We start from the raw sequence: 20,348 nt of genomic DNA on the forward strand, positions 1-20,348 counted from the left end.
ACCTCGACCCCGTTGCCGGCGGCGGAGGCGAGCGGCTCGTCCATGTCGGTCAGCAGCGCCGTGGTCGGCAGCCCGGCGCCATTGGCGACGCTGACCAGCGCCGCGGCGAGCTCGCGCGCCTTGGCGAGCGGCGGCAGGAAGGCGCCGGAGCCGAACTTCACGTCCATTGCGAGGCCGTGCAGACCGGCGGCGAGCTTTTTCGACAGGATCGAGGAGGTCAGCAGCGGGATGGTCTCGACCGTGCCGGTGACGTCGCGGATGGCGTAGAGGCGCCGGTCGGCCGGGGCGAGATCGGCGGTCTGGCCGATGATGGCGCAGCCGGCCTCGCGCACCACCTTGCGGAAGAGTTCGAGCCCGGGCTGGGTGACATAGCCCGGCACGGCGTCGAGCTTGTCGAGCGTGCCGCCGGTATGGCCGAGGCCGCGCCCGGAGATCATCGGCACATGGCCGCCGCAGGCCGCGACCGCCGCCGCCAGCGGCAGGCTGACCGTGTCGCCGACGCCGCCGGTCGAATGCTTGTCGAGCGCCGGGCCCGGCAGGTCACTCCAGTCGAGCACCGTGCCGGAATCGCGCATCGCCAGCGTCATCGCGACCCGTTCATCGGCATCCATGCCGCTGAAGAAGATCGCCATGGCGAAGGCCGCCGCCTGGCCCTCGCTGATGCCACCGTTCGTGAGACCGGCGACCATCTGCCGGATATCGGCGGCAGCGAGCTTTTCCCCGTCGCGCTTGGCGGTGATGATCTCCTGGGGCAGGCGCATCAATAGGCTCCGTCGGTGCGTTCGCCCGCCACGGTGCCGGCGATGATGTCGGCGAGCACGCCATAGAGGCCGCTGGCGCCGAAGCGGAAGGTCTTCGGCGTCGCCCAGTCCGGCCCCATGATCTCGTCGGCGAGGTCGAGATAGGTCCGCGCATCGGCGAGCGTCCGCAGCCCGCCGGACGGCTTCAGCCCGACCGGCCGGCCCGAGGCCTTGATCGCCTCCAGCATGGTGCGTGCCGCCTCCGGCGTCGCTGAAATCGTGGTCTTGCCGGTCGAGGTCTTGATGAAATCGGCCCCGGCGGCGATGGCGAGCTCGGAGACCGCGCGCACGGCACCCTGGTCGGGGTACTCGCCGGTTTCGAGGATCACCTTCAGCGTCTTGTCGCCGCAGCGCGCCTTGGCCTCGACGACCATCTCGCGGGCGCTGGCGAGCTCGCCGGCGAGGAAGGCGCGCCAGGGCAGGACGAGGTCGATCTCGTCGGCACCATCGGCGAGCGCCTCGGACAGGTCGTTCTCGATCAGGCTGCAATTGCTGCCGCCGGCGGGAAAATTGATCACGGTCGCGATCTGGACCGGCTGGTTGCGCAGCGCCCGGCGGGCCGTCTTGACGAATTGCGGCCAGAGGCAGATCGCCGCCACCGGGCCGGGTGGCGCGACGGCGCGGGCGCAGAGCTGAAGCGCGCCGGTTTCCGTCGCCCGCTCCGACAGATCGGTCAGGTCGAGCAGCCTGAGGGCACGCAGCGCGAGTTCGGCGTCGCTCGTCACGTCAGAGATCCGTCAGGAAGGCGCGGAAGACGCGGCGCAGCCCGGCGGTCGCGGTCGCGGCGACATCGCGGGTCTCGCCATGGCTCGGCGCGCCGCCGAGCGTGCCGGCGGCCATGTTGGTGATGATCGAGATACCGGCGACGCGCAGGCCGTGGCGCCGCGCCAGGATCACCTCCGGCACCGTCGACATGCCAACGAGGTCGGCACCGAGCAGCTTGGCCATCTTGATCTCGGCCGGGGTCTCGAAGCTCGGCCCGCTGAACCACATGTAGACGCCTTCGCCCATATTGGCACCGCTGGTCGCCGCGGCCTTCTTCAGCCGGGCGCGCAGATGCGGATCATAGGCGTCGATCATCGGCACGAAGCGGCCGTCGCCGATATCGCCGACCAGCGGGTTCGGGCCGTTGAAATTGATGTGGTCGGTGATCAGCGCCAGGCTCCCGGGCCGCAGATCCGGCCGCAGCGAGCCGGCGGCATTGGTCAGGACCAGGGGCGGTGAGCCGAAGGCCGTCAGCAGGCCGAGCGGCACGCGCATGATCGCCGGATCGCCGGTCTCGTAGAAATGCGCCCGGCCCTCGAAGATCAGCACCTTCTTGCCGTAGAGCAGGCCGTAGCTCACCTGCTTGGCATGGCCGGAGACCGACCCTTGCGGAAAGCCGGGAATCTCCGCGAACGGAATCGAGACCGTCTCGGTCATGTCGTCGACGATGCGCCCGAGCCCGGTGCCGAGCACGATTGCGCAGTCGATGCCGCCATCGATGCCACGGTCGATCAGGACCGATGCCGCTTGGTCGAAAAGCGGATCCGCCGCCATTTTGTACGCTCCATCGGCGCGTCGAAAGCACCGTCTCAGGCGGCTCTCGGGCGCCGCAAATCACTTCGGCAAATTGGCCGGTCCGAAGGAGGCTGGCAACAGCTCGGCGAGCGAAAAGCGCGCGCGCACCCCGTCCGGCCCGGCGATCAGCACCGGCGTCTCCGGCGCCGCGAATTCGCGTATGCGCTGGCGGCAGGCGCCGCAGGGCGTCACCAACTCCTCGCCCGGCCCGATGACCAGGATGGCGCGGATCGCGCGGGCCCCGCCTGCGACCATCGCCGAGATCGCCCCGGCTTCGGCGCAGGCACCGACCGGATAGGCGGCGTTCTCGACATTGCAGCCGGCATGGATGCTTCCACCTGCGTCGAGGATCGCGGCACCGACCTGAAAGCGCGAATAGGGCGCATAGGCGCGTGCCTGCGCGGCCTTGGCGGCAGCGAAGAGGGCGTCGATCTCGGTCGCGGCAGGGCTCATGGCGGCTTCAGCGTTCCTTGACATAGGGCAGGCCGGAGGCCTTGGGCGGCACCGCCTTGCCGATGAAGCCGGCGAGCAGCACCACCGTCATCACATAGGGCAGGGCCTGGATCGCCTGCACCGGTACCTGTCCGATGCCGGGCAATGCAACGCCCTGGAGGCGGATCGCGATCGCGTCGAGCAGGCCGAAGAGCAGGCAGGCGAAGAGCGCCGGCCAGGGCCGCCAATTGGCGAAGATCACCGCGGCCAGCGCGATGAAGCCTTTGCCCGCGGTCATCTGTGGCAGGAAGCCGGCCGATTGCGAGACGGCGAGATAGGTGCCGCCGAGGCCGCAGAGCGCGCCGCAGATGATCACGGCGGCATAGCGCAGCCCGGCGACCGAGACGCCGGCCGTGTCGACCGCCGCCGGGTTCTCGCCGACGGCGCGCAGGCGCAGGCCGAAGCGGGTGTGCTTCAGCACCAGCGCCGTCAGCACGACGCAGAACAGGGCGAGATAGACCGGGGCGGCATGGCCGGAGACGGCGATGTCGTAGAGCGGTCCGAGCACGGGAACGGATTTCAGCGTCTCGACCAGCGGCAGTTCGATCTCGCCGAAGCGCGCCGCGCCTTCGAGCGGCGGCGTGCGCCCGCCCTGGCCGTACCAGGCATTGCCGAGGATCACGGTCAGTCCCGCCGCCAGCATGTTGATGGCGACGCCGGAGACGATCTGGTTGCCGCGCCAGGTGATCGCGGCGAAGCCATGGACCAGCGAGAGTGCGACCGAGGCGGCAATGCCGGCGCCGAGCCCGGCCCAGGCCGAGCCGGTCTTGTAGGCGATCACTGCCGAGGCGAAGGCGGCGATCAGCATCTTGCCTTCCAGCCCGATATCGACGACGCCCGCCCGCTCCGACCAGAGCCCGGCCATGGCGGCGCAGAGCAGCGGCACCGAGAGCCTGATCGTCGAATCGAGGATGACGGCGAGCGTCTGGACGATCTCCATTCGCCTAGCCTCCGCGTCCGAGCCGCAGCGTGCCCGCGACCAGCCGCCGGAACAGCCCTTCCAGCGCCCCCGCGAAGAGGATCACCACGCCACCGATCACCACCACCATCTCGCGGGTGATGGTCGGCTTGTCGAAGGAGAGCTCGGCGCCGCCCTGGTAGAGCGCCCCGAAGAGCAGCGCCGCCAGCCCGATGCCGACCGGATGGCCCCGCCCCATCAGCGCCACCGCGATGCCGACGAAGCCGTAGCCGGCGGTGAAATCGAGTACCAGCCGGTGCTGCACCCCCATCACCTCGTTGACCGCGAGCCCGCCGGCGAGCGCACCCGAAAGTGCCATCGCCACCATGGTGATCCTGGCGGGCGAGATGCCGGCATAGGCGGCGGCGCGGGGATTGGCGCCGACGGTGCGGATCGCATAGCCGAGACGGGAGCGGTAGATCAGCAGCCAGACCGCGACGAGCGCGGCGAGTGCCAGCAGGAAGGCGCTGTTCAAGGGCGTCGTCGGCAGCTTCAGGCCGAGCGGCGCCAGCAACTGGTGCATCGGCGTCAGCGTCGCATGCTTCGCGAAGTCCGCCGTCTCGGGCTGCATCGAGCCCGGTTTCCCGATCACCTCGACCAGGAGGTAGACGATCAGGGTCGCGGCGATGAAGTTGAACATGATCGTGGTGATCACGACATGGCTGCCGCGCATCGCCTGCAGGTAGCCGGGAATGAAGGCCCAGACCGCGCCGCCCGCAGCCGCGGCGAGAATGGCGAGCGGCACCAGCAGGATGCCGGGCAGCGGCGCGAGCCAGAGGCAGGCCAGCGCCGCGAAGATGCCGGCGACCGTCGCCTGGCCCTCGCCGCCGATATTGAACAGCCCGGCATGGAAGGCGACTGCGACTGCGAGCCCGGTGAAGAGGAAATTGGTGGCGTAATAGAGCGTGAAGCCGAGCCCTTCGAGGCTGCCGAGCGAGCCCTTCAGCAGGAGCGCTGTGGCCTCCAGCGGGCTCTCGCCGATGCCGAGCACGACAAGCCCCGCGACCAGCAGCGCGGCCGCGACCGAGACCAGCGGCACGAGCGCCGTATCGGCCCAGCGCGGAAGCTCGATGGGCGCGGCGCTCATGCCGCCCGCTCGCTGACGCCGGCCATCAGCAGGCCGAGGTCGCGCTCGTCCGCCTCTTCGGCAACGCGTTCGCCGGTGATCCTTCCGCCGCACAGCGCCAGGATCCGGTCCGACAGCGCCATCACCTCGTCGAGCTCGACCGAGACGAGCAGGATCGCGACCCCAGCATCGCGCAGCGCGATCAGGCGGCGATGGATGAATTCGATCGCGCCGATATCGACGCCGCGCGTCGGCTGGCCGACCAACAGCACTTTCGGCGCCCGTTCGATCTCGCGGGCTAGCACGATCTTCTGCTGGTTGCCGCCGGAGAATTTCGCCGTCTTCAGCGCGGGATCGGCGGGGCGGACGTCATAGGCCTGCATGCCAGCGAGCGCATGGCCGCGGACCGCCGGAGGCGAGAGCAGGGGCCCAGGGCCGAAGGCCGGATCGTCGTGATAGCCGAGGATCATGTTCTCGGCTGCGGCAAAGGCGGTGACGAGACCGGCCTTCTGCCGGTCCTCGGGGATATGCATCAGTCCGAGGCGGCGCAGATTGGCCGGGCTGCGATCGGCGGCGTTGAGGATCCTTCCATCGAGGCGGATCACCCCGCGCGCCGGCTGGATGAGCCCGGCGAGCACGTCGAGCAATTCGCTCTGGCCGTTGCCGGCGACGCCGGCGATGCCGACGATCTCGCCTTCATGCAGCGTCAGGCTGGCCTCGCGCAGCGTCTCGTGGCCGCGCGCGTCTACCACGGTGAGCCCGACCGCCTCCAGCACCGGCGCACCGCGCTGGCGCGGCGTCTTCTCGACCCGCAGCAGCACGCGCCGGCCGACCATCGCCTCGGCAAGCTCGTCCGGCGACGTCTGCGCGGTTTCGACATGGGCGACCATCTCGCCGCGCCGCATCACCGAGACCCGGTCGGTCACCGCCATGATCTCGCGCAGCTTGTGGGTGATCAGGATCACCGTCTTGCCCTGCGCCTTGAGCGCCCGCAGCAATTCGAAGAGCTGGTCGGCCTCGGCCGGGGTCAGCACCGCAGTCGGCTCGTCGAGGATCAGCACCTCGGCCCCGCGATAGAGCGCCTTCAGGATCTCGACGCGCTGCTGCAGCCCGACCGAGAGCGAGCCGACCGTGGCGTCCGGGTCGATGGCGAGACCGTACTGCGCCGAGAGCCTGGCGAGCTCGGCGCGCGCTTTGGCGAGGCCGCGTTTCAGCCAGGGCCCGCCCTCGGCGCCGAGCACGACGTTCTCGACCACCGAAAGCGGCTCGACCAGCATGAAGTGCTGGTGGACCATGCCGATGCCGGCGGCGATTGCTTCGGCCGAGGAGCGGATGGTGCGCTTTGCGCCGCGCACCCGGATCTCGCCGGAATCGGCCTCGTAGAAACCGTAGAGGATCGACATCAGCGTCGATTTTCCGGCACCGTTCTCGCCGACGATGCCATGGATCGAGCCGGCAGCGACCGTGACCGAGACGTCTCGGTTGGCGGCAACCGGGCCGAAGGACTTCGAGACGCCGGAGAGTTCGATCGCGGCAGGCGCGGCGCCCGTCATAGGTGGAGGACCATGCCGTCATGGGCACGGGTCTCGGGGAGCGGCTCGCCATGCGCCAGCATGTCCGGCCCCATATGGGTCAGGATGATGCGCGGCGTGTCGAGCGCGTCGCGATGGGCCGCGAGCGAGCGGTAGTCGAGATGGTTGGCCAGCACCCGGTCGAATGTGTAGCACTCGACCAGCAGCGCATCGGCACCCGCAGCGAGCGGGATCAGCGCGTCCGTCCAGGCGGTGTCGCCGGAATAGGCGAAGGTCTTGCCGCCATGGCTCAGCCTGTAGCCCTGGCAGGGGCCGGCGCGCTCGTCATGCACCATCGCGAAGGCTTCGACCGCGATGCCGTCGAGTTCCGCCGGAGCCTCGGGCGTGATCTCCACATAAGTGATCGGGAAGCGCCAGCGATTGCTGGAGGCGCCGGGAAAGTCGGTTTCGAGCGCATGCCGGGCCCGGTGCTCGACGCCCTCCGGGCCGGCGATGGTCAAAGGCTCGCGCCGGCGCGAGAGGAACTGCGCTTCGAGCAGGAAGGCCGCCAGCCCGCCGAAATGGTCGCCGTGGAAATGCGTGAATAGCAGCGTCGAGAGCTGGTTGCGCACGACGCCGGCCCGGTTGAGCGCGACCATGCTGGACGAGCCGCAATCGAGCAGCAGCTTCGCCTCGCCCGCCTCGATCTGGAGGCAGGTGTTGAAGCGGCCGCCGGAGCCGAAGGCGTCGCCCGAGCCGTGGATGGTGATCTTCATCTAGCGTTCTTCATGCGCCCCATCAAACAACCACAGTTTTAAATTTGATCTGACTGAGTGAATTTTGACAGCAGTATTGTATCAGTGCCGTCAGTATATACATTGCAAAATTCGCCGATTCGCTTTGGCTTTCTCGGCCATTTTTTGCGTCTTTCAGCATGAAGTGGCCTTGAAATGTAGGTATGTCTCTCATTTTTCCGTGAACAATGTTTGATCTTATTTGATACATCTCTCGGATTTGCTTATCAAAATCTTTGATATCAACTTGGTTTCCAAATATCGCAATTAGCTTTTGCCTGAGTTGGCTCACTATTCCACTTTCGCTCTCTGCAAGCAGAGCCTCTAATCCTGCAAAGCTCCAAACCAAATCTCTCGCGCCGCTCAAGTCGCTGTTCTCATCGAACAGCGAAATAAAGTTACAGGTAGCTATTTCGACATCATTTGTCGGAGAGCCAGCGATTGTTCCGCCAAGACTTGAGTACCAACTCCAAACATCAGAAAAGGGCAAATCTCTGAAAAGACGCAACGATTTCTTTTCTTCAATGAGCAATCCACGTCTAACATTGGAATTAAAAGATGATACATCGAATTTGTGTCCCGCGGATATAACGTATCCGCGTTTAGTAGTTAGAGATCCCGGTTTGGAAATATTGGCGCATACTACGACATTTTTTGCGATATTGTGAATAAGTGAAAACGCGGCGTACTGAATTGCGTGCTCGCTCAATTCCGGGCCGACCCAAAAATCATCGCACTCAGAAATAATCTTTTCTCTATCTGGTTGCGAGATATTTGCATCTAGTAGCAAATAGCTAATAGGATTTGAGTTAAAACTAAGAGGATCGTCTATTTTTCCATAATTTTCTTCAAGTGGGTTTTCAGGTGAAATTGATAAACAGAATTTTCCTCCAAAATACGGGTAATTAAAATTCTTTAAAGTGATACCATCTATTAAATCTCTGTTTCTATCTCCAGAGTTACGGTTAGAGTTCGATGCGGCGACCAAATTTTGGTCGATAGCCCAAACTAATTGAACACGCTCTTCGCTCGCCTGAGCTGCGCGCACTAGCTGCTTGCCTCCCTTCTTCATCATCACATCGTGCACTTGGAGTCCGACATATAGTCGTGGACCTTGACCGAACCGGCGATGATGTCGGCCCGGGCCTTGTCGGCGGCGGCCTTCATCTCGGCGGTGATCAGCGCCTTGTTGTTGTCGTCGAGCGCCCAGCCGACGCCGTCCTCCTTCAGCCCGAGCACGGAGACGCCGGGCTTCCAGCTGCCCTCGCGGGCCGCCTTGAAGGAGTTGTAGGCGGCGACGTCGACGCGCTTCAGCATCGAGGTCAGCACCTTGCCGGGATGCAGCATGTTCTGGTTTGAATCGACGCCGATTCCGAGCTTGCCGGCGTCCGCCGCGGCGCGCAGCACCCCGATCCCGGTCCCGCCGGCGGCGTGGTAGACCACGTCGGCGCCGCGGTCGATCTGCGACTTGGCGAGCTCGCCGCCCTTGACCGGGTCGTTCCAGGCGGCCGGGGTCGAGCCGGTCATGTTCTGGAAGATCTCGGCCTCCTTCTTCGCCGCCTTGACGCCCTGGACATAGCCGCAGGCGAATTTGCGGATCAGCGGAATGTCCATGCCGCCGACGAAGCCGACCTTGCCGGTCTTCGAGGCGAGGCCGGCGAGCAGCCCGACGAGATAGGAGCCTTCATGCTCCTTGAATACCACGGACTGCACGTTCGGCAGCTCGACCACCATGTCGATGATGGTGAACTTCAGGTCCGGGAATTCGGCCGCGACCTTCTGCAGCGCGGTCGCCTGCGAGAAGCCGACGGCGATGATCGGCGAATGGCCGTCGCGCGCGAAGCGGCGCAGCGCCTGCTCGATCTGGGCATCGTTTGTCGGCTCGAAATCACGGAACTCGACGCCTGTATCGGCCTTGAACTTCTCGGCGCCGATAAAGACGCCTTCGTTGAAGGATTTGTCGAACTTGCCGCCCTTGTCATAGACGACCGCTGGCTTGATCGCGGTCTGGGCGGTGGCGGCGAACGCCGAAAGGGCGACGCCGGCCAGGGCCAGGGCGAGGGATTTCAGGCGCATGGAACCGTTCCCCTGTCACGCATGGAGCAGTTCGGCTGCCCCTCTATGCGATCACGATGGCACGGCTTTTCGAAAGGGCCAAGCGGCCGCGCGTGAGGCGGACCGCCCGGCGTTTCGCAAGAGCGTGCAGGCTCCGTCAGCCGCGCTGGATCGAGACCCCGCCATCGGCGAGGAAGGCCGTGCCGGTGACGAAGCTCGACGCGTCCGAGGCCAGGAACAGCGCGGCCTTCGCGATCTCCTCGGGCTTCGCCATGCGCTTCAGGGCGTGGAGCCCCTCGACGAAGGCCAGCACCTCCGGCCCGGCATCGGGCGCGTTGGTGAAGCTCGCCGGCGTATCGGTGCCGCCCGGCAGCAGGGCATTGACCCTTATGCCCTGGCTCCCGAGCTCGGCCGCGAGCGCCTTCACAAACCCGATCTGCCCGGCCTTGCTCGCGGCATAGGCGGACATGCCGGAAAGCCCGGCCGTGTAGCCGACGAAGCTCGAGGTGAAGATCAGCGAGCCGCCGCCGCGCGCCTGCAGCGCCGGCACCTGGTATTTCGCGCCGAGGAAGGCGCTCGTCAGGTTGGTCTCGATCAGCTCGCGCCACGCCGCCGAGGACATCTCCGCCACCGGTGCCAGCTCGCCAACCACGCCGGCATTGTTGAAGGCGATGTCGAGCCCGCCGAAGCGCTCCGTCGCCGCCTCGACGAGGTGCTGCGCCAATGCCTCGTCGCGGATATCGCCGGCAACGGCGAGCGCTTCGCCGCCCGCGGCTGCGATCTCGGCAGCGAGCCGGTCGAGCTCATCCTGGCGCCGTGCCGTCACCACCACTCTTGCCCCTTCGCTGGCGAACAGGCGGGCGGCGGCGCGCCCGATCCCGGAGCTCGCACCGGTGACGAGCGCGATCTTGTCTTTGAGAACTGTCATGGCTTTGCCTTTCATGCCGCAGGAAACTGCGGCGCGGTGATCGCAGCCGGCGGGACGGGGCAGACACCCGCTTCCTGTCACGGCATGGCACCCGATTCCCGGCAGCCGAATTCCTTGCCACGGATCTTGAGCACCCGATTGCTGCGCGGGCGCGATCGGCCTAATCCTGAGGGCATGATGCTGAGCGACGCCGAGATCGAGCGCTATGCCCGCCATCTGGTGCTGCCGGAGATCGGCGGCCCGGGACAGGCACGGCTGAAGCGCGCGCGGGTGCTGGTGATCGGCGCCGGCGGACTCGGTGCGCCGCTGCTCGCCTATCTCGCCGCAGCCGGGGTCGGCACCATCGGCATCGTCGACGACGACCATGTCAGCCTGTCGAACCTGCAGCGCCAGATCATCTTCGGCACGGAGGAGGTCGGTGCCCGCAAGGCGGTGGCGGCGGCCGGCTTCGTCAAGCGGCTGAACCCGCATGTGCAGATCGAGGAATACGTCACGCGGATCGACCCGCACAACGCCCGCGCGCTCGTCGCCTTCTACGACGTCGTCGCCGAGGGCTCTGACAATTTCGCCACGCGCTATGCGGTCTCCGATGCCTGCTTCCATGAGGGCAAGCCGCTGGTCACGGCGGCGCTCGGCCGCTTCGACGGCTCGCTGACCACGATCAGGGCGCATGAGACCGGGCCGGATGGCGAGCCTAATCCGACCTATCGCTGCCTGTTTCCCAACGAGCCGCCGCCCGGCACGATCGCACCCTGCGCCGAGGCCGGCATTCTGGGGGCGTTGCCGGGCGTGATGGGCTCGCTGATGGCGCTGGAGGTGCTGCGGACGATCGCCGGCTTCGGCGAGCCGCTGGTCGGCAGGCTCCTGCTGGTCGACGCGATGGCGATGCGCTTCGAGACGATGCGCTATCGCTGGGACCCGGAGAACCCGCTCAACGGAACGCCCGTCGCAGCGACGGGATGAGCCGGGGCGCTCAGAGCGCCGCCCGCTTCGCCTCGATCACGTCGAAGAGCTGCGCCGCGAGATCCGGCCCGCCGAGCTTCTTGATGGCGCGGACCCCGGTCGGGGCGGTGACGTTGATCTCGGTCAGCTTGCCGCCGATCACGTCGATGCCGACCAGCAAAAGGCCTCGTTCCCTGAGCGCCGGGCCGATACGCTCGCAGATCTCCAGCTCGCGCTTCGAGAGGTCGGTCGGCCGGGCGGCGCCGCCGCGCACCATATTGGCGCGCAGGTCGCCCTCCGCCGGCACGCGGTTGACCGCGCCGGCCGCCTTGCCGTCGATCAGGATGATGCGCTTGTCGCCCGCGGTGACCTCCTTCAGGAAGGCCTGGACCACCCAGGGCTCGCGGAAGAGATTGGCGAAGAGGTCGCAGAGCGAGCCGAAATTCGGGTCGCCCTTACCGGTCTTGAACACGGTCGCGCCGCCATGGCCGTAAAGCGGCTTCATCACGATCTCGCCGAACTCCTCGCGGAAGGCCTCGATCTCGGCCCGGTCGCGGGTGATCAGCGTCGGCGGCATCAGCTCGGGGAAATGCGTGACGAACAGCTTTTCGGGCGCGTTGCGGACTTCGGCGGGGTCGTTGACCACCAGCGTCTTCGGGTGGATGCGCTCGAGCATATGCGTCGAGGAGACATAGGCCATGTCGAAGGGCGGGTCCTGGCGCAGCAGCACCACGTCCAGCGTCGAGAGGTCGGTGCGCTCGGGCTCGCCCAGCGTGTAGTGGTCGCCCTCGACATCGCGGACCTCGACCGGGTTGATCACGGCAGTGACCTTGCCGTCGCGCAGGGTGAGCTTGTCGGGGGTGTAGGTGAAGAGCCGGTGGCCGCGCGCCTGCGCTTCCAGCATCAGCGAGAAGCCGGTGTCGCCGGCAATGCGGACCTTCTCGATCGGGTCCATCTGGATGGCGACGTTCAACGGCATGGGAGCGCTCCGGTTGTGAGCGCTTTATCGAGCCTGCCGCCGCGCCAGCGCAAGGGGCTCGTCCTGCGTCAGAGCGTGAGCTCGAAGACGGCAGGGACATGGCGCGGCAGGCGCCAGGGCGCGAGAAACACGGCATCGGCCCGCAAATGGCGCTGCATCGCCCAGGGATTGCGCGCCAGCCATTGCCGGATGCGCGCCTCGATCAGGCGCCTCTTGTCGGCGGTGATCGCGCCCGCCGCCTCGTCGAGCGCAGCGCGGCGCTTCACTTCGACGAAGGCGATGCTGTTGCCGCGCGTCATGATCAGGTCGATCTCGCCGCCCTTGCCGCCGAAGCGCCGTTCCAGCAGGCGATAGCCCTTGGCGCTGAGATAGAGCACGGCGAGCCATTCGCCGCGCCGCCCGGCGAGGCCGGAATGGCGGGCGCGTCGGCTGCGGGCCGCCTCGCTCACGGCGTCCGTGTCAGCTCGAGTGCGCGGGCATAGACCAGGCGCCGAGGCTGGCCGCTGGCGGCCGTGACCTGCGCCACCGCCTCCTTCAGCGAGAGCTTTTCGAGCGCCGCCCGCAGCGCTTCGTCGAGCGCGGCGCCGCTCGGCGCCAGAGCGGTGGCGTCCGGCGGGCCGATGATCACGACGATCTCGCCGCGCGCTTCCTCGGCCTCGCCATAATGGGCGGCGAGCTCGGAAAGCGGCCCGCGCCGGACGTTCTCGTAATACTTGGTGAGCTCGCGCGCGACCGCGCCCGGGCGCTGTCCGAGCACCCCCGCCGCGTCGCCCAGCATCTCGGCGAGCCTCCGCGGCGATTCGAAGAAGACGAGCGTGCCGGGGATGGCGGCAAGCTCGGTCAGCCGCGCCTTCCGGGCCGCGCTCTTCGGCGGCAGGAAGCCCTCGAAGAAGAAGCGGTCGGTCGGCAGGCCGGCGAGCACCAGCGCCGCCAGCACCGCAGACGGCCCCGGGATGCCGGTGACGGGCAGGCCTTCGGCCACGAGCTCGGCGACCAGCTTGTAGCCGGGGTCGGAGACCAAAGGCGTGCCGGCATCCGAGATCAGTGCGAGCTTGCCGCCCTGGCGCAGCCTCTCGACGATCTTCGGGCGCATCTGCGCGGCATTGTGCTCGTGATACGGCAGGAGCGGCGTCGCGATGCCGTAATGCGCCAGCAGCGTCTTCGAGGTGCGGGTGTCCTCGGCGAGAACGGCGTCCGCGGCGGCGAGCGTCGCCAGCGCGCGAAAGGAAATGTCTTTGAGGTTGCCGATCGGTGTCGCGACGATGTGCAGGCCGGGCGCCAGCGGCTCGGCCTCGGCCCGCAGCCCGAAGGCCGTGTAGCTTGCCGGGGTATCTTTGGCGCGGCCCGAGAGCGGCGCGGCGGAGGAAGGCGCTGACATGGCGGCGAAACTGCCACAGGCGCTGCCGGGATGCCATCGCGCCGGCGGCAACTCATAGTTAACAGCTTGAAAATACCATCCCTGGCTGGCAGGTATTTTCCCGTGGTCCGGGGGGATATGCACCGCCGGGCGCGACCGTGAGGACGCGCCCTGCTCAGCAGTGGAGACGAAACCCGTGTCGCGCCCAGTTGGAATTCCAGATCAGGCGCCCCTCGCCGGCGTCTCGCGGCGGCTGATTCTGGCCAGCGGCGCCTCGCTCCTGCTCACCGCCTGCAGCGGCGGAACCTCCGGTTTGCCCGGCTTCGACAGCGGCGCTGGTGGCGCTGCCTCGGCTCCGACCGGCCCAACGATCGGGACCGGCTCGGTCAAGGTCGGGCTGATCCTGCCGCTGACGGCGGAAGGCGCCGGCGCGACGGTCGGCAATTCCCTGAAGAATGCCGCCGAGATGGCGCTCGCCGAATTCCCGGGGGCCGACCTGACCCTGCTGGTCAAGGACGATCGCGGCACGCCCGACGGCGCCCAGGCCGCCGCTCAGGCGGCGCTGCGCGAAGGCGCCGAGCTGATCATCGGCCCGCTCTTCGCGCCCTCGGTCCAGGCCGTCGCTCAGGTCGCGCGCGGCGCCGGCAAGCCGGTCATCGCATTCTCCAGCGACAGCAACGTCGCCTCCCGCGGCGTCTACCTGCTCTCCTTCCCGCCCGAGAACGACGTCAACCGGGTGATCGCCTACGCCGCCTCGCAGGGCCGCAAATCCTTCGCCGCGATGGTGCCGGACACCGCCTATGGTAAGGTCGTCGAGGCCGCCTTCCAGCAGGCGGTGGCCGATCGCGGCGCCCGCGCCGTGGTGATCGAGCGCTTCGGCGCCGACGCCAACAGCATGCGCGCCTCTGCCGGCCGGCTGACGCCCGCCTTGCAGCAGGCCGATGCGCTGTTCGTGCCGGGCGATGCCAACGCCATGCCGCAGCTCGGTCTGATCCTGCAGCAGGCCGGCTACGACCCGGCCAAGGTCAAGCCGCTTGGCACCGGCGTCTGGAATGATGCCGCCGTCGCCCGCATTCCCGCCATCCAGGGCGGCTGGTTCGCTTCGCCCGACACGGCCGGCTTCAATGCCTTCGCCGGCCGCTACCAGAAGCGCTTCAACAGCGCGCCGACCCGCACCGCGACGCTCTCCTATGACGCGGTCTCGCTCGCCGCAGCGCTCGCCAGGACGCAAGGCAGCCAGCGCTTCTCCGAATCCGTGCTGACCAATCCGTCGGGCTTTGCCGGCGCCGACGGCGTCTTCCGCTTCCGTCCGGATGGGCTGAACGAGCGCGGTCTCGCCGTGCTCGAATTGCGCAACGGCCAGATCGTCACCGTCAACGCCGCCCCGCGCGATCTCGGGCCCCGGACGAACTGACGTAACCCGGGCGCGTCGCTACCAGACGCAGCCCTCTGGCCCGGGCTTCGGCCGGCCAGGGATAAATTCCAGGAAGCTCAATGGAAAAAGGCGCCTCGACGGGCGCCTTTTTCGTCTCGAAATGCTCGGGCCTTCGCCCGAGCACGACATATGCGGTTCGATCACCCGCCGATATTGAACGCCGCCAGCGCCGCCATGTTGACGATGTCGGAATCCTTGGCGCCGAGCGGCACGATCTGCACCGGCTTGTCGAGGCCGACGATCAGCGGGCCGATCACGGTCGAACCGCCGAGCTCCTGCAGCATCTTGGTCGAGATCGAGGCCGAGTGGAACGCGGGCATGACCAGGACGTTGGCCGGGCCGGTCAGGCGGCAGAACGGGTACTGCGCCATCAGATCGCGGTTCAACGCGACATCGGCCGCCATCTCGCCGTCATACTCGAAATCGACGCGCTGGTTGTCGAGGATCGCGACCGCCTCGCGCACCTTCGCCGAGCGCTCGCCGGGCGGGTGTCCGAAGGAGGAGAAGGCGAGCATCGCGACCCTCGGCTCGTAGCCGAGGCGCCGCGCCACGCCGGCGGCCTCGATCGCGATTTCGGAGAGCTCGCGGGCCGTCGGCATCTCGTGGATGGCAGTGTCGGCGACGAGCACGGTGCGCCCGCGGGCGACCACCACGGAGACGCCGATGACGCGGTGGCCCGGCTTCTCGTCGATGACGCGGCGGACTTCCTCGAGCGCGATCGAGTAGTTGCGGGTGACGCCCGTCACCATCGCATCGGCATCGCCCAGCGCCACCATAGCCGCGGCGAAATGGTTGCGGTCCTGGTTGATCAGGCGCTGGCAGTCGCGGAACAGGTAACCCTGCCGCTGCAGCCGCTCGTAGAGATACTGTGCATAGGCGCTGTTGCGGTGCGACAGCCTGGCGTTCTGGATCTCGATGCCCTTGGCCTCGAGATCGACGCCGAGGAAGGTCGCGGCCTCGCTGATCCGCTCCTCGCGGCCGACCAGGATCGCCTTGCCGAGCCCCTGGTTGACGAAGGAGGCGGCGGCGCGGATCACCTGCTCCTCCTCGCCCTCGGCGAAGACGACGCGCTTCGGATAGCGGCGCACGCGCTCGATGATGCGGTTGAGCGTGCCGGCGACCGGATCGCGCCGCGCCGAGAGCTGCGCCTTGTAGGCGGCGGTGTCGACGATCGGTTTGCCGGCGACGCCGGTATCCATCGCCGCCTTGGCGACGGCCATCGGCACGACATGGATCAGCCGCGGATCGAACGGCACGGGGATGATGTATTCCTTGCCGTAGCGCGGGCGCGCGCCCTGATAGGCGGCGGCGACCTCGTCCGGCACGTCCTCGCGTGCGAGGTATGCGAGCGCCTCGGCCGCCGCGATCTTCATCTCCATGTTGATCGTCGTGGCGCGCACGTCGAGCGCGCCGCGGAAGATGAAGGGGAAGCCCAGCACATTGTTGACCTGGTTCGGATAATCCGAGCGCCCGGTCGCCATGATCGCGTCGTCGCGCACCGCCGCGACCTCTTCCGGGGTGATCTCCGGGTCGGGATTGGCCATCGCGAAGATGATAGGGTTCTCGGCCATGGAGGCGACCATCTCAGGGGTCACCGAGCCCTTCTGCGACAGGCCGAAGAACGCGTCTGCCCCTTCCATGGCCTGCGCCAGCGTGCGCCGGTCGGTCACGGCCGCATGGGCCGACTTCCACTGGTTCATGCCCTCGGTGCGGCCCTGGTAGATCACGCCCTTGGTGTCGCAGAGGATGACGTTGTCGGGCTTGAAGCCCATCGCCTTCAAAAGCTCGATGCAGGCGATGGCGGCGGCGCCGGCGCCGTTGATGACGAGCTTCGTCGTCTTGACGTCGCGCCCCGTCAGGTCGAGCGCGTTGATCAGGCCGGCGGCGGCGATGATCGCGGTGCCGTGCTGGTCGTCATGGAAGACCGGGATGTCCATCAGCTCGCGCAGGCGCTGCTCGATGATGAAGCACTCCGGCGCCTTGATGTCCTCGAGATTGATGCCGCCGAAGGAGGGGCCGAGATAGCGCACCGCCTCGATGAACTTGTCGGCATCCTCGGTGTCGACCTCGAGGTCGATCGAATCGACGTCGGCGAAGCGCTTGAACAGGATCGACTTGCCTTCCATCACCGGCTTGGAGGCGAGCGCGCCGAGATTGCCCAGGCCGAGAATGGCGGTGCCGTTCGAGATCACCGCGACGAGGTTGGCGCGGGCGGTGTAGTCATAGGCGCGGCTGGGGTCCTCGGCGATGGCGAGGACGGGGACGGCGACGCCGGGCGAGTAGGCCAGCGAGAGGTCGCGCTGGGTCGCCATCGGCACGGTCGGAACGATCTCGAGCTTGCCCGGCCGGCCGTCCGAGTGGAACAGCAGAGCTTCCTGGTCGGTGAAGGTCGGGCGGGTGCGCTTGATCGGTGGTCGGTCGTTCATGCGTTTGTTCTTTTTCACGGACGTTTCCTCGGGGGGAAACGACCATAGGGCAGCGCCCGCCCGCTCCACAAGGCGCGATTGCCGACCATGGCTCTTGCCTGAACGGAGAAGGTCGTCGCCTCGCCGAAGCGTTCAGAGGCGGCCACGCACCCGGGCGACGAAATCGCCGACATAGCGGTCGAGCTCGACCGATTGCTCGCTGCCCCGCCGCGCCGCATCGACGACCCGCGAGGCGGTTTCCCCGGTCGAGCGCGCCTCGTCGCCGAGCGCCGCGACATTGCCGGTCACCGTCGTCGTCGAGCCGGCGACGGCCTGTGCGTCGGCCGCGATGCCGGAGGCGATCGTGCCTTGCGTGTTGACGACCCGTGCGATCGCCCCCGAGGTGGTTTCGATCGTGCCCATCGTCGCTTCGATCTGCCCGACGGCCTCGGCTGCCGTCGCCGCGGCGGCACGGATCTCCTGCAGCGTCGCCGCGATGTCGCGGGTCGCCTTCTGGGTCTGTTCGGCGAGGTTCTTGACCTCGCCGGCGACCACGGCGAAGCCGCGCCCGGCGGTGCCGGCCCGCGCCGCCTCGATGGTGGCGTTCAGCGCCAGCAGGTTGGTGCGCGCCGCGATGTCCTCGATGAAGTCGAGCACGGCGCCGACCTGGTCGGCGGCGAGCGCGAGGCCGTTGACGTCGCGCCGGGTCGAGCGGACATGGCTCGCCGCCTCCTGCGCCGTCTCGGCCGCCAGCCCGGTCTGCCGGGTTAGCTCGCGGATCGAGGCGTCGATCTCTTCCGCCGCCAGCGCGACGCTGCCGACGCGGTGCGAGGCGAGCTGCGCCTGCTGGGTGACGTCGACCGCCCGCTGGGTGGTATGGTCGGCATTCGCCGCCATCTGCCTTGCCGCCTCGTGCATGTCGCGGGCCGATTCGCCGACCTGGCGCAGGGCCTTGCCGACGGTGACTTCGAGATTGGCCGCGAGTTCCTCGAGCGCCGAGCGGCGGAGATTCTCGACCTCGTCGCGCCGGGTCTCGAGTGTCTTCTCGGGGGTGATGTCGAGCAGGATGCCGTCCCAGATCACCGTGCCGTCGGGAAGGCGGCGGCAGGAGGCCTCGCTGCGCAGCCAGATGATCGCGCCGTCGACGCCGGCATAGCGCGCCTCGAACCGCCATAGATCGCCATAGCTTTCCGGGTTCATGCGCGCCGTCTCGAAGCGCGCCCGGTCCTCGGGAAGCATCTTGCCGAGCCAGGTTTCCGGATCGCGCTCGACCTCCTCCTTGGTGATCCCGAGCAGCCGGTCGATGGCGAAGGAGGCGAAATGATAGCTCAGCGAGCCATCGGGGTGGACGATGCGCTGGTAGAGCGTGCCGGGCGCCCGCTGGATCAGGGAGCGCAGCCGGTAGGCGTTCTCGCGGCGCTCGCGGTCATTGTGCACGACGAGCCCGACCAGGATCGTGCCGATCGTGTTGACCAGGATGATCATCGGGACGGCCTTGCGCAGGAAGCGCTCGGCGATCGCCGGGTCCGGCATGAACAGCACCGAGAGCAGAAGGCATAGCGCTCCGATCCCGCTCAGCACCACGAAGTCGCCTAGCCCGAAGGAGCGGCGCTGCCGGTAAAGCCATGCCGCATAGGCGACGCCGGCGAGGGCGTTGAGGAAGATTCCGGCAAGGCCGGTCGCCATGCCGGCGCCGCCCTGGCTGTAGCGCAGTGCCGCGAGTGGCAGGGCTGTCAGCACGGCAGAAATCGGCCCGCCGATCGGCCCGGCGAGGATCGCGAGCGTGTTGCGGGAATCGACGACGACGCCGGCTTCCACCACGAACGGGAAGGCCATGCTGCACAGCGCGGCGGCCGCGAACAGGGCGCCGATCGTGACCTGGCGCAGGATCGGTCGCTGGTCGAGCCAGGGCGCGACGACCGTCACCACCAGTGCGGCGAGCAGCAGGAAGGAAAGGCTCTCGACGAGGTTGATCAGGAGCGACATGGGGGCCTTTGGCCGAAAATGGCCCGGTCAGCCTGCTTTCAATTGTTGAAAGTCTCCCTAACGGATGGCCTTGGCGGCGTGATTTGATAGCGTGCCGGCGCGATGCACAGCACCTCTCCCCGCGACACCAAGAGCCCCCCTGCCGCCGCCGGCGCGAGCGCCGATCCCGGTCGCGTCACGCCGATGATGGCGCAGTACGTCGAGATCAAGACCGCCAATCCGGACAGCCTGCTGTTCTACCGGATGGGCGACTTTTACGAATTGTTCTTCGAGGACGCCGAGATCGCCTCGCGCACCCTCGGCATCGTCCTGACCAAGCGCGGCAAGCATCTCGGCGAGGACATCGCGATGTGCGGCGTCCCGGTCGACCGGGCCGACGACTATCTCCAGCGCCTGATCGCCGCCGGCCACCGCGTCGCGGTCTGCGAGCAGACCGAGGATCCGGCCGAGGCCAAGAAGCGCGGCGCCAAATCGGTGGTGAAGCGCGATGTCGTCCGCCTCGTCACGCCCGGCACCATCACCGAGGAGCGCCTGCTCGAGCCCGGCCGCGCCAGCCTGCTCGTCGCCGTGGCGCGGCGCCGGCTCAGCGATGTCAGCTATGCCTATGGCATCGCCGCCGTCGACATCTCGACCGGCCGTTTCAGCGTGCTGGAAACCGATGCGCGTGGGCTCTCGGTCGAGCTGGCGCGGCTGGAGCCGCGTGAGATCGTCTGCCCGGACGCGATCCATGAGGATCCGGAACTCAAGGAGGTCTGGCGCGATACGCCTGCGGCGGTGACGCCGCTGGCCCGCGAGGGGCTCGATCCGGCTTCCGGCGAAAGGCGGCTCAAGGAGTTCTTCGGCGTCGCGACGCTCGATGCCTTCGGCGCCTTCAGCCGCGCCGAGATCGCCGCCGCCGCGGCGGCGAGAGCGCGGCCATGCTGATCGACGCGGCGACCAGGGCCAATCTCGAACTGACGCGCACTCTGTCCGGCGAGCGCGCCGGCAGCCTGCTTGCCACGATCGACCGGACGCAGACGCCAGGTGGCAGCCGGCTTCTCGCCGAGCGCCTCGCCGGACAGAGTGCGCGTCAGTTCGAGA

Annotated in this window: 18 protein-coding genes and 1 pseudogene; 3 read left to right on the forward strand and 16 right to left on the reverse strand. The window is 67.7% G+C overall.

Annotated elements, in window-relative coordinates; all coding sequences use genetic code 11:
• From RKE40_RS27525 to RKE40_RS27575, 11 genes are all read right to left on the reverse strand, one after another.
• On the reverse strand, positions 1-761 hold a 761-nt coding region (locus RKE40_RS27525; RefSeq protein ID WP_316021357.1), incomplete at its 3' end, for a thymidine phosphorylase.
• A complete protein-coding gene (gene deoC, locus RKE40_RS27530) occupies positions 761-1,525 on the reverse strand; it encodes a deoxyribose-phosphate aldolase (protein WP_390893558.1) in 765 nt (254 codons plus the stop codon). The genes deoC and RKE40_RS27525, both read right to left, overlap by 1 nt.
• Position 1,526: 1 nt before the next feature.
• Complete coding sequence (locus RKE40_RS27535; RefSeq protein WP_316021358.1) at positions 1,527-2,339, reverse strand: purine-nucleoside phosphorylase; 813 nt, start codon at positions 2,337-2,339, stop codon at positions 1,527-1,529.
• Positions 2,340-2,399: 60 nt separating this feature from the next.
• Positions 2,400-2,813 carry a cytidine deaminase gene (locus RKE40_RS27540; RefSeq protein WP_316021359.1) on the reverse strand — a complete coding sequence of 138 codons (414 nt, stop codon included), beginning with the start codon at positions 2,811-2,813 and terminating at the stop codon, positions 2,400-2,402.
• Positions 2,814-2,820: 7 nt separating this feature from the next.
• On the reverse strand, positions 2,821-3,792 hold the full coding sequence (locus RKE40_RS27545; protein ID WP_316021360.1) for an ABC transporter permease: 972 nt from the start codon (positions 3,790-3,792) through the stop codon (positions 2,821-2,823).
• Between the two features lie 4 nt (positions 3,793-3,796).
• Positions 3,797-4,897 (reverse strand): ABC transporter permease, encoded by a 1,101-nt coding sequence (locus tag RKE40_RS27550; RefSeq protein ID WP_316021361.1) that lies wholly within the window; start codon positions 4,895-4,897, stop codon positions 3,797-3,799.
• Positions 4,894-6,429 carry an ABC transporter ATP-binding protein gene (locus RKE40_RS27555; RefSeq protein WP_316021362.1) on the reverse strand — a complete coding sequence of 512 codons (1,536 nt, stop codon included), beginning with the start codon at positions 6,427-6,429 and terminating at the stop codon, positions 4,894-4,896. The genes RKE40_RS27550 and RKE40_RS27555 overlap by 4 nt, the downstream gene beginning before the upstream one ends.
• Positions 6,426-7,163, reverse strand: a complete 738-nt coding sequence (locus RKE40_RS27560) for an MBL fold metallo-hydrolase (protein ID WP_316021363.1) — start codon at positions 7,161-7,163, stop codon at positions 6,426-6,428. Before RKE40_RS27560 ends, RKE40_RS27555 begins: the two co-directional genes overlap by 4 nt.
• 22 nt (positions 7,164-7,185) lie before the next feature.
• The gene (locus tag RKE40_RS27565) at positions 7,186-8,259 is read right to left on the reverse strand and encodes a hypothetical protein (RefSeq protein WP_316021364.1); all 1,074 of its coding nucleotides are present in this window, start codon (positions 8,257-8,259) and stop codon (positions 7,186-7,188) included.
• Positions 8,256-9,257, reverse strand: a complete 1,002-nt coding sequence (locus tag RKE40_RS27570) for a BMP family lipoprotein (RefSeq protein WP_316021365.1) — start codon at positions 9,255-9,257, stop codon at positions 8,256-8,258. Before RKE40_RS27570 ends, RKE40_RS27565 begins: the two co-directional genes overlap by 4 nt.
• A 136-nt stretch (positions 9,258-9,393) precedes the next feature.
• On the reverse strand, positions 9,394-10,164 hold the full coding sequence (locus RKE40_RS27575; RefSeq protein ID WP_316021366.1) for an SDR family oxidoreductase: 771 nt from the start codon (positions 10,162-10,164) through the stop codon (positions 9,394-9,396).
• Between the two features lie 174 nt (positions 10,165-10,338).
• On the opposite strand from RKE40_RS27575, the gene RKE40_RS27580 reads away from it, so the two are divergent.
• Positions 10,339-11,127, forward strand: a complete 789-nt coding sequence (locus tag RKE40_RS27580; RefSeq protein ID WP_316021367.1) for a HesA/MoeB/ThiF family protein — start codon at positions 10,339-10,341, stop codon at positions 11,125-11,127.
• 10 nt (positions 11,128-11,137) lie between these two features.
• On the opposite strand, the gene gshB is transcribed toward RKE40_RS27580, so the two are convergent.
• The 3 genes from gshB to rsmI all read right to left on the reverse strand — a co-directional run bounded on the left by gshB (position 11,138) and on the right by rsmI (position 13,463).
• A complete protein-coding gene (gshB, locus tag RKE40_RS27585) occupies positions 11,138-12,085 on the reverse strand; it encodes a glutathione synthase (RefSeq protein WP_316021368.1) in 948 nt (315 codons plus the stop codon).
• A 68-nt stretch (positions 12,086-12,153) separates the two neighbouring features.
• Positions 12,154-12,534 carry a YraN family protein gene (locus RKE40_RS27590; protein WP_316021369.1) on the reverse strand — a complete coding sequence of 127 codons (381 nt, stop codon included), beginning with the start codon at positions 12,532-12,534 and terminating at the stop codon, positions 12,154-12,156.
• Positions 12,531-13,463: a 16S rRNA (cytidine(1402)-2'-O)-methyltransferase gene (rsmI, locus tag RKE40_RS27595; RefSeq protein ID WP_316021370.1), complete on the reverse strand. Its 933-nt coding sequence runs from the start codon at positions 13,461-13,463 to the stop codon at positions 12,531-12,533. Before rsmI ends, RKE40_RS27590 begins: the two co-directional genes overlap by 4 nt.
• A 175-nt stretch (positions 13,464-13,638) precedes the next feature.
• Here rsmI and RKE40_RS27600 point away from each other — a divergent pair, with 175 nt between their 5' ends.
• Positions 13,639-14,856, forward strand: coding sequence for a penicillin-binding protein activator (locus RKE40_RS27600; protein ID WP_316021371.1), 1,218 nt, complete (start codon positions 13,639-13,641; stop codon positions 14,854-14,856).
• A 161-nt stretch (positions 14,857-15,017) separates the two neighbouring features.
• Here RKE40_RS27600 and RKE40_RS27605 read toward each other — a convergent pair whose 3' ends face one another.
• Together RKE40_RS27605 and RKE40_RS27610 are read right to left on the reverse strand one after the other, a co-directional pair.
• A complete protein-coding gene (locus RKE40_RS27605; protein ID WP_316021374.1) occupies positions 15,018-17,303 on the reverse strand; it encodes an NADP-dependent malic enzyme in 2,286 nt (761 codons plus the stop codon).
• Between the two features lie 132 nt (positions 17,304-17,435).
• Positions 17,436-19,268: a methyl-accepting chemotaxis protein gene (locus tag RKE40_RS27610; protein WP_316021372.1), complete on the reverse strand. Its 1,833-nt coding sequence runs from the start codon at positions 19,266-19,268 to the stop codon at positions 17,436-17,438.
• A gap of 183 nt (positions 19,269-19,451) precedes the next feature.
• Between RKE40_RS27610 and RKE40_RS27615 the strand changes: the two are divergent.
• Positions 19,452-20,348 (forward strand): annotated as a pseudogene (locus RKE40_RS27615) (MutS N-terminal domain-containing protein); the annotation flags it as partial.

Source organism: Allobosea rubneri (assembly GCF_032464875.1).
GTDB classification, from domain to species: domain Bacteria; phylum Pseudomonadota; class Alphaproteobacteria; order Rhizobiales; family Beijerinckiaceae; genus Allobosea; species Allobosea rubneri.

Coding starts and splice junctions, on each gene's coding strand:
- RKE40_RS27535 (WP_316021358.1), bottom strand. CDS start 2,339: ATGGCGGCGGATCCGCTTTTCGACCAAGCGGCATCGGTCCTGATCGAC.
- RKE40_RS27540 (WP_316021359.1), bottom strand. CDS start 2,813: ATGAGCCCTGCCGCGACCGAGATCGACGCCCTCTTCGCTGCCGCCAAG.
- RKE40_RS27545 (WP_316021360.1), bottom strand. CDS start 3,792: ATGGAGATCGTCCAGACGCTCGCCGTCATCCTCGATTCGACGATCAGG.
- RKE40_RS27550 (WP_316021361.1), bottom strand. CDS start 4,897: ATGAGCGCCGCGCCCATCGAGCTTCCGCGCTGGGCCGATACGGCGCTC.
- RKE40_RS27555 (WP_316021362.1), bottom strand. CDS start 6,429: ATGACGGGCGCCGCGCCTGCCGCGATCGAACTCTCCGGCGTCTCGAAG.
- RKE40_RS27560 (WP_316021363.1), bottom strand. CDS start 7,163: ATGAAGATCACCATCCACGGCTCGGGCGACGCCTTCGGCTCCGGCGGC.
- RKE40_RS27570 (WP_316021365.1), bottom strand. CDS start 9,257: ATGCGCCTGAAATCCCTCGCCCTGGCCCTGGCCGGCGTCGCCCTTTCG.
- RKE40_RS27575 (WP_316021366.1), bottom strand. CDS start 10,164: ATGACAGTTCTCAAAGACAAGATCGCGCTCGTCACCGGTGCGAGCTCC.
- RKE40_RS27580 (WP_316021367.1), top strand. CDS start 10,339: ATGATGCTGAGCGACGCCGAGATCGAGCGCTATGCCCGCCATCTGGTG.
- gshB (WP_316021368.1), bottom strand. CDS start 12,085: ATGCCGTTGAACGTCGCCATCCAGATGGACCCGATCGAGAAGGTCCGC.
- rsmI (WP_316021370.1), bottom strand. CDS start 13,463: ATGTCAGCGCCTTCCTCCGCCGCGCCGCTCTCGGGCCGCGCCAAAGAT.
- RKE40_RS27605 (WP_316021374.1), bottom strand. CDS start 17,303: ATGAACGACCGACCACCGATCAAGCGCACCCGCCCGACCTTCACCGAC.
- RKE40_RS27610 (WP_316021372.1), bottom strand. CDS start 19,268: ATGTCGCTCCTGATCAACCTCGTCGAGAGCCTTTCCTTCCTGCTGCTC.